11 protein-coding genes are annotated in these 12,975 nt (G+C 66.8%); 7 read left to right on the forward strand and 4 right to left on the reverse strand.

Annotated elements, in window-relative coordinates; genetic code table 11:
* The first annotated feature begins 8 nt into the window (after positions 1 to 8).
* The 3 genes from PKE80_RS01590 to PKE80_RS01600 are packed head-to-tail and all read left to right on the forward strand — an operon-like array spanning position 9 to position 3,197.
* Complete coding sequence (locus PKE80_RS01590) at positions 9 to 875, forward strand: CheR family methyltransferase (protein WP_008832175.1); 867 nt, start codon at positions 9 to 11, stop codon at positions 873 to 875.
* Positions 865 to 2,694 carry a response regulator gene (locus PKE80_RS01595; protein ID WP_271180996.1) on the forward strand — a complete coding sequence of 610 codons (1,830 nt, stop codon included), beginning with the start codon at positions 865 to 867 and terminating at the stop codon, positions 2,692 to 2,694. The genes PKE80_RS01590 and PKE80_RS01595 overlap by 11 nt, the downstream gene beginning before the upstream one ends.
* 32 nt (positions 2,695 to 2,726) lie before the next feature.
* On the forward strand, positions 2,727 to 3,197 hold the full coding sequence (locus tag PKE80_RS01600; RefSeq protein ID WP_271180997.1) for a low molecular weight protein-tyrosine-phosphatase: 471 nt from the start codon (positions 2,727 to 2,729) through the stop codon (positions 3,195 to 3,197).
* Positions 3,198 to 3,316: 119 nt separating this feature from the next.
* Here PKE80_RS01600 and PKE80_RS01605 read toward each other — a convergent pair whose 3' ends face one another.
* On the reverse strand, positions 3,317 to 3,907 hold the full coding sequence (locus PKE80_RS01605; protein WP_271180998.1) for a GNAT family N-acetyltransferase: 591 nt from the start codon (positions 3,905 to 3,907) through the stop codon (positions 3,317 to 3,319).
* Positions 3,908 to 4,061: 154 nt separating this feature from the next.
* Between PKE80_RS01605 and purC the strand changes: the two genes are divergently transcribed.
* Both purC and PKE80_RS01615 read left to right on the forward strand, forming a co-directional pair.
* Positions 4,062 to 4,844, forward strand: a complete 783-nt coding sequence (purC, locus tag PKE80_RS01610; protein WP_008832179.1) for a phosphoribosylaminoimidazolesuccinocarboxamide synthase — start codon at positions 4,062 to 4,064, stop codon at positions 4,842 to 4,844.
* 238 nt (positions 4,845 to 5,082) lie between these two features.
* Positions 5,083 to 7,914, forward strand: coding sequence for a M16 family metallopeptidase (locus tag PKE80_RS01615; RefSeq protein WP_271180999.1), 2,832 nt, complete (start codon positions 5,083 to 5,085; stop codon positions 7,912 to 7,914).
* A 101-nt stretch (positions 7,915 to 8,015) separates the two neighbouring features.
* On the opposite strand, the gene PKE80_RS01620 is transcribed toward PKE80_RS01615, so the two are convergent.
* The gene (locus PKE80_RS01620) at positions 8,016 to 8,894 is read right to left on the reverse strand and encodes an isocitrate lyase/PEP mutase family protein (protein WP_271181000.1); all 879 of its coding nucleotides are present in this window, start codon (positions 8,892 to 8,894) and stop codon (positions 8,016 to 8,018) included.
* A 60-nt stretch (positions 8,895 to 8,954) separates the two neighbouring features.
* Positions 8,955 to 9,653, reverse strand: coding sequence for an HAD-IA family hydrolase (locus PKE80_RS01625; RefSeq protein ID WP_271181001.1), 699 nt, complete (start codon positions 9,651 to 9,653; stop codon positions 8,955 to 8,957).
* Positions 9,654 to 9,714: 61 nt separating this feature from the next.
* On the opposite strand from PKE80_RS01625, the gene glmU reads away from it, so the two are divergent.
* Positions 9,715 to 11,082 (forward strand): bifunctional UDP-N-acetylglucosamine diphosphorylase/glucosamine-1-phosphate N-acetyltransferase GlmU, encoded by a 1,368-nt coding sequence (gene glmU, locus PKE80_RS01630; protein WP_271181002.1) that lies wholly within the window; start codon positions 9,715 to 9,717, stop codon positions 11,080 to 11,082.
* 133 nt (positions 11,083 to 11,215) lie between these two features.
* Here the strand turns inward: glmU and PKE80_RS01635 are convergent, their stop codons facing one another.
* Positions 11,216 to 11,839: a tetratricopeptide repeat protein gene (locus PKE80_RS01635; protein ID WP_271181003.1), complete on the reverse strand. Its 624-nt coding sequence runs from the start codon at positions 11,837 to 11,839 to the stop codon at positions 11,216 to 11,218.
* A gap of 287 nt (positions 11,840 to 12,126) precedes the next feature.
* On the opposite strand from PKE80_RS01635, the gene PKE80_RS01640 reads away from it, so the two are divergent.
* Entirely contained in the window at positions 12,127 to 12,957 is an 831-nt protein-coding gene (locus tag PKE80_RS01640; protein WP_271181004.1) for a TIGR00266 family protein, read from the forward strand.
* The last annotated feature ends 18 nt before the right edge of the window (positions 12,958 to 12,975 follow it).

Raw genomic sequence — 12,975 nt, forward strand, 5'->3', positions numbered from 1 at the left:
CGAGAGAGATGATGGTCATCCGCTCCGGCGACAGCCTGAACGACATCGAACTGGACCTCATCGTCGAGGCCATCTGGCGGCGCTACCAGTACGATTTCCGCGATTATTCGCGCGCCTCGCTGCTGCGCCGCCTCGAACGCGCGCAGGCCCATTTCGGCGTGGCGCACCTCTCCGGCCTGCTCGACGTGATCCTCCACGATTCCGCCAGCCTGCCGGTGCTGATCGGCTTCCTGACCATCCAGGTCAGCGACATGTTCCGCGACCCCGAATATTTCCGAATGATCCGCGAGACGGTGATCCCCCACCTCGCCACATGGCCGACGATCAAGGTGTGGATCGCGGGCTGCGCCAACGGCGAGGAGTTCTACTCCCTCGCCATCCTGTTCCGCGAGGCGGGGCTGGAGGATCGCACGATGTTCTACTGCACCGACATCAGCCGCCCCGCGCTGGCCAAGGCCGAGGCAGGCATCTTCGATATCGAGCGCATTGCCGGCTTCTCGCGCAATTACCGCGAGGCGGGCGGCAAGGGTTCGCTTTCGGACTACTACACCGCCAACAGCAACGTCGCCCGCTTCGATCCGGCGCTGCGCCGCCGCGCGGTCTTCGCCGACCACAACCTCGCCAGCGATGCGGTGTTCTCCGAGGTCCAGCTGGTGTCGAGCCGCAACGTGCTGATCTATTTCGACCGCGCCCTGCAGGACCGCGCGCTCGGCCTCTTCGCCCAGTCGCTGCCGCCCGGCGGCTTCCTCGGCCTCGGCTCCAAGGAGACCGTCGCGTTCTCGGCGGAGACCGAGTGCTTTTCAGACTTCGCCCCGGCCGAGAAAATCTGGCGGCGCACCACGCACGATGTGCAGGAGGCCGCCTTTGCCGAATGAACCCTTGCGCATCCTTGCGGTGGACGACGTCCGCGAGAACCTGATCGCGCTGGAAGCCGCGCTGGATCAGCCCGGCGTCGAACTCGTCACCGCATCCTCCGGGTTCGAGGCGCTGGAACTGCTGCTCAGGCAGGACTTCGCGCTGGCCCTGCTCGACGTGCAGATGCCCGAGATGGACGGCTTCGAACTGGCCGAACTCATGCGCGGCACCGAGCGGACGCGCGGCGTGCCGATCATCTTCCTCACCGCCGTCGCCACGGACGAGCGGCGCAAGTTCCGCGGCTTCGAGACCGGCGCGGTCGATTACCTGCTCAAGCCTATCGACATCACCGTGCTCAATTCGAAGGTCACGGTGTTCGTCGAGCTGGCCCGCCAGCGCCGCGAGATCGCATTCCAGCGCGATGAACTCGGCGCCGCGCTGGGCCGTCTGCGCGCGCATGGCGACAATTCGCCAATGGCGGTGCTGGAGATCGACTCCAGCCTGCGTATCGTTGGCTGGTACAAGGGTGCCGAACGCACGATGGGCTACACGGCAGCCGATATGCTCGGCGTGCCGCTTTCCGAAGCGCCGTTCCTGCCGCCGAACGGCGGGCGCGAGGCGTTCCTGAAGGGCATGGGCGAACTGCTCGAAGGCGGCGACCGCCGCGCCATGCAGGAGCACCGCTATCGCCGTGCCGACGGGTCCTTGCGTGAAGGTGAATGGTACTGTTCCTCGCTCGCGGGCACTGGCCTGCGCCCGGGCAGCGTGATGATCGAGATGCTCGACATCACCGAACGCCGCCGCGCCGAGGACACCCAGCGCCTGCTCATCGGCGAACTCAACCACCGGGTGAAGAACACGCTGGCAACGGTGCAGGCGATCGCCTCGCAGGGGTTCCGCCATGCCCGCTCGCACCGGGAGTTCCAGGATGCCTTCACCGGCCGCCTGCAGGCACTGGCGCGCGCGCACTCGATGCTCAGCGCGACCACGTGGGAGAGCGCGAGCCTGCGCCGCCTCATCGCCGACCACGTCGCCATCGGTGCGCTCAGCGAGGACCGGCTGCTGCTCGACGGCCCCGACGCCGACCTGCCGCCCGAACTGGCGCTGCGCTTCTCGCTGGTGTTCCACGAACTCGCCACCAATGCGCACAAGTACGGGGCGTTCTCCAATGCGGTCGGCACGGTGCGCCTCGCCTGGACCGTCACCAGCCACGTGCTGGCGATGGAATGGAGCGAACACGGCGGCCCGCCGGTCTCTCCCCCTGAGCGGCGCGGCTTCGGCTCGACCCTGATCGAGCACAGCATGGTTTCCGACGGCGCCCGCATCGTCTCCGAGTTCGCGCCCGAAGGCGTGCGTTGGTCGATGGTGCTGCCCCTGGTGCCCGGAGCCCGTGTGGTCGAACCCGAACCGCAACCGGTCGCCCCTCCGCCGGTGGCCGATGCGCCTGCGTCGATGCCGCCGATGCGCATACTCGTGGTCGAGGACGAGCCGCTGGTCGCGATGGAACTGATCATGGAGATCGAGGATGGCGGCTGCGTCGCCATCGGTCCGGCGACCTCGTGCGAACAGGCCCTCGCCATGATCCGCGAGGCAGGACCGGACCTCGCGCTGCTCGACGGCAATCTCAACGGCGAGAAGATCGACCCCGTCGCCGACGCCCTCGCCGCGCGTGACACGCCCTTCGCCTTCGTCAGCGGCTATGACCGCGAGCATCTGCCGCAGAGTCACGCCGACCGGCCGATGCTCAACAAGCCCTTCGTCGTCGCCGACGTACGGGCGATGCTGCTGCAGCTGGCCGAAAGCGCGAAGGCTCCCATACCCCAGAAACTCGCGGAGTGACGGAGCGGGCCGGTCACGCTATCGCGAGGGACATGTCGCATGTTCCCTCCGTCCTGTTCGTCTGCCTCGGCAACATCTGCCGCTCTCCCCTCGCCGAAGCCGCGCTGCGCCACGAGGCCGAGCGCGCCCGGCTGGAGGTGCTCGTCGATTCGGCCGGCACCGGGTCATGGCATGTCGGCAAGGGACCGGACCCGCGCTCCTGCGCCGAGGCCGCGCGCCACGGCATCGACATCCACTCCTACCGCGCGCGGCAGGTAAAGGCGCAGGACTTCCGCCGTTTCGACCGCATCGTCGCGCTCGACGCCTCCAACCTCGCCGACTTGCGCCGCATCGCGCCCTCCGATGGCGAGGCGCGCCTGTCGCTGCTGCTCGACCACGTGCCGGGGCTGGAGGGGCAGGACGTGGCCGATCCGTACTACGGCGGGCCGGAAGGGTTCGAGTCGACGTGGGAGCAGGTCAGCGCGGCGGCACGGGCGCTGGTGGCAGAGTTGAAGGCGCGATAGGCCCACCCCGCTGCGACTAAGGCCTGCGGCCTAAGCCTCCCGGCCCTCCCGCTTGCGGGAGGGCCGGGAGGCTTGGTCCGAAGGACCTAGCCGGACGGGGTGGGCCTGACGGCAAGCCACTACCCCTGCTCCCGCATCCAGTACTGCATCGGCTTCGGACGATCGCCCTCATCCCGGTGGTCCTTCCACGCCAGTTCGGTGACCAGTCCCTCGACCGGCACATACCCGCGCCTGCGCCAGAACCCGTCGAGCGGCACGTACCCCTCCGGAAGGTCCGGATGATCGAGAGGCCGCACAACCGCCGCGAACGTCGTCGCCTTCGCACCGCACCGCCGCGCCTGGGCCTCGCGATGGTCGAAGAAGGCATGGCCGATGCCCTGCCCGCGATATTCCGGCAGCAGCACGGATTCGCCGAAGTAGAAAACCCCCGCCACGTCCAGCCCGCGCGACTCGAAAGGCGCGCGAAACTCCGCCTTCTGCGCCGCCATGGGAGAGGCCGTCGCCATACCCACGACCCGGGCTCCATCGCGCGCCGCCACCAGCACGGCATTGGCCGCCTCGGCAAATTCGCGCAGGTAGCTTTCCTCGTAAGCCTCCGCGCCGTCGTAGAGGTAGGGCCATTCGGCGAAGACCGCGATCCGCAGCTGCGCAAGATCGCCCACGGCCGCCAGCATCTGCGCCCCCGTCAGCACCTCGATAGTCACGCCCATCCGCACAATTCCTCGCTCATCTTCGCCCCGGAGGCCCCTGCCGCGCGGGCAGTTTGCTTTTACACCGGCTTCCATTATATGCCCGCTCGAATGCCCCGGCCTTCCCGAAGCGCCGGGGCTTGCTCTTTCGCACGTTTTGCAAGGACCCAAGCGCATGTCCCGTCGCCGCCAGATCTACGAAGGCAAGGCCAAGATCCTTTACGAAGGCCCCGAGCCCGGCACGCTGATCCAGTACTTCAAGGACGATGCGACCGCGTTCAATGCCCAGAAGAAGGGCACTATCCAGGGCAAGGGCGTCATCAACAATCGCATCAGCGAGTATGTGTTCACGCGCCTGAACCACATCGGCGTGCCCAACCACTTCATCCGCCGCCTCAACATGCGCGAGCAGCTGGTCCGCCAGGTCGAGATCATCCCGATCGAGGTCGTGGTGCGCAACGTGGCCGCCGGTTCCATCTCCAAGCGCCTCGGCATCCCCGAGGGCGAGATGCTGCCGCACACGCTGATCGAGTATTACTACAAGGACGACGCGCTGGGCGACCCGCTGATCGCCGAGGAACACATCGCCTGCTTCGGCTGGGCCAACCATGACGAGATGCAGGACATCGCCGCCATGGCGATCCGCGTGAACGACTTCATGGCGGGCATGTTCGCGGCGATCAACATCCGCCTCGTCGACTTCAAGCTGGAATTCGGGCGCATCTGGGACGGCGACTTCAGCCGCGTGATCCTCGCCGACGAGATCAGCCCCGACGGCTGCCGCCTGTGGGACATGACCACCGGCGAGAAACTCGACAAGGACCGCTTCCGCCGCGACCTCGGCGGCGAGGAAGAGGCCTACCAGGAAGTCGCCCGCCGCCTCGGCCTGCTGCAGGACGACAACGGCCCGAGCGAAGTGCTGGACCTGACCAAGCACCGCAAGCTGCGCGGCAAGTAAGCCTCGCAAGGCGTTGAATTGAAAGGGCGGCGTTCCGGTGGGAGCGCCGCCTTTTTCTATGGGCCACGCCCACCCCGTCCGGCTAGGCAGCAAGCTGCCAAGCCTCCCGGCCCTCCCGCAAGCGGGAAGGCGATGCGTCCTGCTCCCCTCCCGCTTGCGGGAGGGGTTGGGGGTGGGCCTTCGCTTCTTGTCACATGCGCCTTGCCTTCGCCTTCCGGCCTTGGCACTCCTCAAAGCGATGAGAGTTTCCCTGATCGCGCTCCTTGTCGCACTGGCTCCCATGCCACTGGCTGCAAAGGACAAACCCGCCCAAGAGGCTGTCTGGGCCTTCGACCGCAGCGACATCCCGGTCGATCCCGATTTTCGCTTCGGCCGCCTGCCCAACGGCATGCGCTACATCGTCCGCCACAACGCGACGCCCGCCGGAACCGCGATCGTGCGCATGGACGTCGAGGCCGGATCGCTCGACGAATCCCCTGCCGAACAGGGCTTCGCGCATTTCCTCGAACACATGGCCTTCAACGGCTCGCAGCGCGTGCCCGAGGGCCAGATGGTGCCGCTGCTGGAGCGCGAGGGGCTGGCCTTCGGCGCCGACACCAATGCCTCGACCAGCTTCGACCGCACGCTCTACAAGCTCGACCTGCCGCGCAACGATCCCGCGCTGATCGACACCGCACTGATGCTGATGCGCGAGACGGCGAGCAACCTCACCATCTCGCAGGAGGCGGTGAACCGCGAGCGCGGCGTCGTGCTGGCGGAAATGCGCGATCGCAATTCCTGGGCCTTGCGCAACGCGATCGACACGACGCGGTTCTTCTACCCCAAATCGCTCTACGCCCAGCGCTTTCCCATCGGCACCGTCGAGACGCTGAACGCCGCCGATGCCGCATCCCTGCGCGCCTTTTACGAGCGCGAATATGTCCCGGCCCACGTCACTCTGGTAGTGGTCGGCGATTTCGACGTCGATGCGGTGGAAGCGGGCATCGTGCGCCACTTCAACAACTGGAGCGCCAAGCCCGCCGAGCCCCAACCCTTCCCCGGCCCGGTCAAGGCCAAGGACAAGGCGCGCACCGGCGTCTACCTCGACCCGGCCTTGTCCGAGCGCGTCACCGTCCAGCGCAACGGGGCCTATCAGGACGAGCCCGATACGATCGCCGAACGCCGTGAGACGCTGCTGCGCTCGATCGGCTACGACATCGTCAACCGCCGCCTCCAGCGCCTCGCCCGCAGCGCCGAGCCGCCGTTCCGGGGCGCAGGCTTCGGCACCGGCGACGTGTTCAAGGCGGCACGCTCGACCCGCATCATCATCGACACCGTGGACGGCAAGTGGCGCGCCGGGCTGGAGGCAGCCGGAATCGAATACCGCCGCGCCCTCGCCTACGGCTTCTCGGCGGCCGAAGTCGCCGAACAGGTGGCGCAAGTGCGCACCGGCATCGTCAATGCCGCAGCCTCGGCCTCGACGCGCAGCAATGCGATGCTGACGGCGCTGGCGCTCTCGCTGGTCGATGACGAGATGGTGCCCTCCACCCCGCAGTCGGGGCTGGAACGCTTCGAGCGCTTCGCCCCGCAGATCACCCCTGACGCCGTGCTCGCCGCTCTCAAACGCGAGGCGCTGACACTCGACGCGCCGCTGATCCGCTTCCAGGGCCGCAAGGCGCCCGAAGGCGGTGAAACCGCGCTGCGCGATGCCTGGCGCGAGGTCATGCGCGCGAAAATCGACAAGGAAACCGGTGCCGATACCGCGCAGTTCGCCTACACCGATTTCGGCCCGGCAGGGCAGGTCGTGTCGGACACCCGGCGCGAAGACCTCGGCATCCGCGAGGTGCGGTTCGCCAACGGGGTCATGCTGAACTTGCGCAAGACCGATCTGGAGAAGGACCGCGTGCGCGTGAGCCTCGCCATCGACGGCGGCGACCGGCTGAACACGCGCGAGAACCCGCATGCGACGCAGTTGGTGCCCAATCTCGACGATGGCGGCCTCGCCAAGCACAGCCGCGATTCGCTCGACACGATTCTCGCCGGGCGCAGCGTCGGGCTCGGGTTGTCGAGCGCGGCGGCGAGCTTCGATTCGCGGGTGACGACGACCCCGCGCGACCTCGAAATCCAGCTGCAGCTGCTAGCCGCGCTGGTCACCGACCCCGGTTACCGGCCCGAAGGCGAAGTGCGCTATCGGCAGGCGATCAACAACTACTTCGCACAGCTCGATGCGACCCCGGCCTCGGCGCTCGCGGCCCGCATCGGCGGCATCCTCAGCAACGACGACCCGCGTTTCAGCCTCGGCAACGTCGAGGATTATCGCCACTTGTCCTATGCCAAGCTGAAGACCGACGTCAGCGACCGGCTGGCCCGGGGCGCGATCGAGATCGGCCTCGTCGGCGACATCGACGAAGACGCCGCGATCGCGCTGGTTGCCCGCACGTTTGGCGCCCTGCCCGCCCGCGAGACGGCCTTCCATGGTGAGACCGGCCAGCCCCCTCGCCTCTTCGCCAGCGATCGGTCGGCGCGGATCGTCCGTCACACCGGCCCTGCGGATCAGGCCTTGATACGAATCACCTGGCCCACGCGCGACGACACCGATCCGGTCGAGGCGCTCGAACTCGAACTGCTGGAACGGGTCATGCGCGTCGAACTGACCGACCAGCTGCGCGAGGCGCTGGGCAAGGCCTACTCGCCCTCGGCATCGAGCCAGCTTTCGCATGAGTGGAAAGGCTATGGCACCTTCTCGGTCAACGCCTCGGTGGACGTCGCCGAAGTGCCCGCGACACGCGCGGCGATCCGGCAGGTGCTGGACGATCTGCGCAAGGCCCCGGTCAGCGCCGACATCCTGCTGCGTGCGCGGCAGCCGATGATCGAAAGCCTCGCCAACGCGCTCAAGAGCAATGCGGGCTGGATGGCACTCGTCGACCACGCGCAGTCCCAGCCCGATCGGATCGAGCGTTTCCAAAATGCGCGCGAACAGCTGCTGGCGCTTACCCCGGCGGACGTGCAGGCGATGGCCCAGCGCTACCTCACGCCCGAGGCCGGGCTGGAGGTGCTGGCGCTGCCGAAGGATGTGGCGGAACCGAAGTAAGCCCCCGCATACCTCGTCATTGCGAGCGTAGCGAAGCAATCCAGGGCGGCTCAAGACTGCCCTGGATTGCTTCGCTACGCTCGCAATGACGGACGGAGGGGCTATCGCGCGTGATTGGGCCGCGTCGGCTTGCCGGTCCGCTCCGCCCAATCGACGATAAGATCATCATACAGCTTCTGATCGATCAGGTCGTACTTCTCCGGGAAGTTACGGAAAGCGTCCATCGCGCTGGCGACCGAGCCGGTCTCCATCAGCTCGCGCGCCATCTTGAGGTGGTTCACCGCCGCCGAGACCCAGCCCCACCCGGTCGAAAGCGTGAACCCCGTATCCGGCAAGTTGAACCCCAAAGTGCAGACCGGGATCGGCATATGCGGGATGACCCCGCCCTGCTGCTCGGGCGGCGCGCTGGCGAAGACGATCGCGTCCGCCCCCGCCTCGGCATAAGCGTGCCCGCGCCGGATCGCCTCTTCCACCGAGCCCGAACCGCCGCCGCCGTTGGCGCTGGTGTAGAGTTCATCGCAGCGCGCGATGATCACCAGGCCCGAATCGCCCCGCGCCTTCACCCCGGCCTCGATCCGGCACTGCATTTCCTCGATCGAGCACAAGCCGTTGACGTGCTTGGAATGCTTGGGGTTCACCTCGTCCTCGACGTGATACCCGGCGATCCCAGCCGCGACGTACATCTTCGTGAAGCGGTATGCATCGGCCACCGTCTCGCCCAGCGTATCGGCGTCGGCGATCAGCGGAATATCCATGGCCTGCGCGATGCGACCTGCCTGATCGATCTGCTCGATCTGGCTGAAGATGCCGTTGTCGGGCACCGCATAGTGAAACGCCGAGCAGGCATGGCCGCCAAGATAGGCCGCCTTGAACCCGACCTGCTGGACGATCCGCCCGGTGAGCGCGCTGTAGGCCTCGGCGGCGACAAAATGCTCGCCGTTCTCGATCAGCACGCGCAGCTTCTCACCCGGTGTCGGCATCGTCGGTTCTCCCTCTTTCGAACGGAGGGCTCGCACGAAGCCGCCGGGCGGGCAAGCGGGTCAGGCGGGTATCGGCCCCGCGTTGTTGCCGATCCGCTCGAGCGCGGGGACGAGTTGGTCGAAATGGTCGATCACCGCCGACGCGCCGAGTTCGCCGGGCGGCAGGTCGTTGAAACCGAAGCTGACCGCGATGCACGGCAGCCCCGCCGCCGCCGCCGCGCGCGTGTCGTACGTGGTGTCGCCGACATAAGCCGCACGCCCTTCCCCGCCCCGTTCCAGCATGAGCTGCAGCAGGTCGGGACGCGGCTTGGCCCGGCCGGGGCCGAGGGTGTCGCCGCCAATCACCGTGTAGAACCGCTCCGACAGGCCGAGTTCGCCGAAGATCTTCGTGGCGAACCGCTCCAGCTTGTTGGTGACGACGGCGATCTTCACGCCGCACGCCGCCAGTTCGTCCAGCATCGCCGTGCCGCCGGGGAACAGGCAGGTCTCGACCGCGATGTTCGCCTCATAGAAGGCGAGCAGCGCATCGTGCAGTTCCTCGAAGCGCACATCGTCCACCGCGCCGCCCGTCGCGACGAGCGCATTGGCGAGCATCTTGCGCGCGCCGCCGCCCACGAACCCGCGCACTTCCTCGCGCGGGACCGGTCGGCGGCCTTCCAGAGAAAGGGCGTGATTGACCGCGTGGCCAAGGTCGCCGAGACTGTCGAGAAGGGTTCCGTCGAGGTCGAAACCGACGATCTGAAAAGGAAAGCTGGTCATTGCGCCAAGCAGTGCAGGCTCGGGATGGAAACCGCAACAATTTGCTGGCAGGAGAGCACCCATGACTTTGGCCAGTAACCCCCTCGCAATCGTCGTCCTCGCCGCCGGCAAGGGCACCCGCATGAAGAGCGACCTGCACAAGGTGCTCCATCCCGTAGCCGGCCGTCCGATGCTGGAACATCTGCTGGCGAACGCCGCGCAGTTGGCTCCCGAGCGGCAGGTCGTCGTCGCCGGGCATGGCCGCGAGCAGTTGGAAAAGGCGCTGGGCAGCCGCGCGACGATCGCGGTGCAGGAGCCGCAGCTCGGCACCGGCCACGCCGTCCAGCAGGCCGAGGGCGCGCTGGCAGGCTTCGACGGCGACGTGCTGATCCTCTACGGCGACGTGCCCTTCGTGCGCGAAGAGACGATGCGCGCGATGATCGCCCGCCTCCATGCCGAGGATGCCCCGGCGGTGGTCGTGCTCGGCTTCCAGCCCGAGGACCCGCTGCAGTACGGCCGTGTGCTCGCCCATGACGACGGGCGCATCGCGATGATGATCGAGTACAAGGACGCCACCGAGGAACAGCGCGCCTGCCGCTTGTGCAACTCGGGCCTGATGGCGGTGAAGTCGGCCGATCTGTTCGACCTGCTCGCCAAAGTCGGCAACGAGAACGCCCAGGGCGAGTATTACCTCGTCGATATCGTCAATATCGCCACGCTCGAAGGACGCGCCTGCGCGGTGATCGTAACTGACGACCCGGACGAAGTCGGCGGCATCAACAGCCGCGGCGAACTCGCCGAAGCCGAGGGCCGCTGGCAGAAGACGCGCCGAGTTCAGGCCATGGCCGATGGCGTGACGCTGATCGCGCCGGAAACCGTATTCTTCGCCTGGGACACGAAGCTCGGCCGCGACGTCACCGTCGAACCCAACGTGGTGTTCGGCCCCGGTGTGAGTGTCGCCGATAACGTCGTCATTCACGCCTTCTCGCACCTCGAGGGCGCGACGCTCGAAAGCGGCGTCGCCATCGGACCCTACGCTCGCCTGCGGCCCGGCGCGGTGCTCAAGGCCGGGTCCAAGATCGGCAACTTCGTCGAGATGAAGAACGCCGTGCTGGGCGAAGGCGCCAAGGCCAACCACCTCACCTACCTCGGCGACGCGGTGGTCGGCGCGGGCGCCAACATCGGCGCGGGCACGATCACCTGCAACTACGACGGCTACTTCAAGCACAAGACCGTGATCGGCGAGCGCGCCTTCATCGGCTCCAACAGCGCGCTGGTGGCGCCTGTGAAGATCGGCGCCGACGCGATCGTGGCGGCGGGCAGCGCGGTCACCCGCGACGTGGCGGACGGCGAACTGCGCCTCGTGCGCGGGGAACAACTGGTCAAGCCCGGCTGGGCCGACCGTTTCCATGATGCGATGAAGAAGAAGAAGGCCGAGTTGAAGGGCTGATCCAGCCGGGTATGCCGCCGACCTGAAACACGTTCGTCATTGCGAGCGAAGCGAAGCAATCCAGGGCGGTTTACGCGGCCCTGGATTGCTTCGCTTCGCTCGCAATGACGATCTGGTGTTGGGAACTGAAAGCTCAGGAACCGATGAGCTTACGGCGTGAAATATTGCTCAGTTCCACCCGCGCGATCTCGCTCTTGGGATCGTACTGTAGCGACTGGTCGTAGAACTTCTCCGCCTCGTCATACTGCCCCATCGCCGCCTTGGTGAAACCCATCCCCCGCAGGGCGCGCGCTGCTATCCGTGCGTCCTTGCCGGTCGTGGACTTGTCGACCACGGCCCAGGCCTTGGCGAACAGATCATAGCTTCCCTGCCAGTCACGGCGCGACTTGAAGAGTTCGGCATATTCGTTGGCGAAGTGGGCATTGCCCGGCGCCATCTGCGAGGCCTGCCGCAATTCAGCCTCGGCAAGATCGCCTCGACCGAGATCGATGAGCGCGAAGCCCTTGCCGAAATGCGCCTCGCACAGTGCGGGATCGACATCGACGCTGCCCGCGGTGCCAGCCCCGCCATCACGGCAGAGGCGCGGGCGCAAATCGCCGGAAAGCCGCTGGTCGGCATCGGCGATGACCTTGTCGAACAGCTTGACCGCCTGCGCCTGCTTGCCCTGACGGATCAGATCGTAGCCCTGCTGGACATGCGCGGCCGCATCGAAGCGGGTATCCGTCACCCGCGCGGCGGGTGCGAAATTGGCCGCCACAAGATGCGGCTGTTGCTGCACGGGTTCGGCATGAGCCGCTCCCGCGATGAAAAGCGAAACAAGAACGGAAGACGCAATTCGAGCGTTCATCGGTGTTTTTCCTCTCCCCAAAACACCGATACCGCGCCGGTCTGTGCCGAGCCCTTCTACGTGGGCCAATCGTCAGACAGTGTTCGTTGAACTGCGAAGAATATCCGACCGGCGCGGTTTGACAAGTCATCTTGCCGAAACCAAACCCTCGTCTCATCGCACATGGCCCGCTGGTGGGCCGACGACGGAGATTTTCGATGGCAAACAGCCCCTGGAGCCATACGCGCAGTTCATCGCTTTCCGACGACGTCGATTTCGAGATCAAGGGCCAGGAACTCCAGTTCGTCGAGATCGAACTCGACCCCGGCGAAAGCGCGGTGGCCGAAGCCGGGGCGATGGTCTGGAAGGACGCCTCCATCGACATGACCACCGTGTTCGGCGAAGGCTCGGCAGATCAGGGCGGCGGCTTCATGGGCAAGCTGCTGGGCGCGGGCAAGCGCCTCGTCACCGGCGAGAGCCTGTTCACGACCGTCTTCACGCATCGCGGCTCAGGCAAGGCGCGCGTATCCTTCGCGGCGCCCATCCCTGGCTCGATCCTGCCGATTAAGCTGGACGAAGTCGGCGGACGGCTGATCTGCCAGAAGGACGCCTTCTTGTGCGCCGCGCGAGGCGTGTCCATCGGCATCCACTTCCAGCAGCGCATCTTGACCGGCCTGTTCGGCGGCGAAGGCTTCATCATGCAGAAGCTGGAAGGCGACGGCTGGGTCTTCGTCCAGATGGGCGGCACCGTGATCGAGCGCGAGCTTCGCCCCGGAGAAGAACTGCACGTCGATACCGGCTGCGTCGCCGCCTTCCAGCCCAGCGTGGAGTTCGACGTGGTGCGAGCAGGCTCCGTCAAGTCCATGATTTTCGGTGGAGAAGGCGTCTTTTTTGCCCGCCTGCGCGGCCCCGGGAAAGTCTGGATCCAGTCGCTGCCGTTCTCGCGGCTCGCCGGGCGGATGCTGGCGGCGGCAGGCTCGACCGGCGGTCAGAACCGCGGCGAGGGATCGCTGCTGGGCTCGCTGGGCAACCTCATCGACGGAGATTGATGACGCGAATGTAATGTG

Origin of the sequence: Novosphingobium resinovorum (assembly GCF_027922145.1) — a bacterium.
Lineage (GTDB): Bacteria > Pseudomonadota > Alphaproteobacteria > Sphingomonadales > Sphingomonadaceae > Novosphingobium > Novosphingobium resinovorum.

Coding starts and splice junctions, on each gene's coding strand:
- PKE80_RS01590 (WP_008832175.1), top strand. CDS start 9: ATGATGGTCATCCGCTCCGGCGACAGCCTGAACGACATCGAACTGGAC.
- PKE80_RS01600 (WP_271180997.1), top strand. CDS start 2,727: ATGTCGCATGTTCCCTCCGTCCTGTTCGTCTGCCTCGGCAACATCTGC.
- PKE80_RS01605 (WP_271180998.1), bottom strand. CDS start 3,907: ATGGGCGTGACTATCGAGGTGCTGACGGGGGCGCAGATGCTGGCGGCC.
- purC (WP_008832179.1), top strand. CDS start 4,062: ATGTCCCGTCGCCGCCAGATCTACGAAGGCAAGGCCAAGATCCTTTAC.
- PKE80_RS01615 (WP_271180999.1), top strand. CDS start 5,083: ATGAGAGTTTCCCTGATCGCGCTCCTTGTCGCACTGGCTCCCATGCCA.
- PKE80_RS01620 (WP_271181000.1), bottom strand. CDS start 8,894: ATGCCGACACCGGGTGAGAAGCTGCGCGTGCTGATCGAGAACGGCGAG.
- PKE80_RS01625 (WP_271181001.1), bottom strand. CDS start 9,653: ATGACCAGCTTTCCTTTTCAGATCGTCGGTTTCGACCTCGACGGAACC.
- glmU (WP_271181002.1), top strand. CDS start 9,715: ATGACTTTGGCCAGTAACCCCCTCGCAATCGTCGTCCTCGCCGCCGGC.
- PKE80_RS01640 (WP_271181004.1), top strand. CDS start 12,127: ATGGCAAACAGCCCCTGGAGCCATACGCGCAGTTCATCGCTTTCCGAC.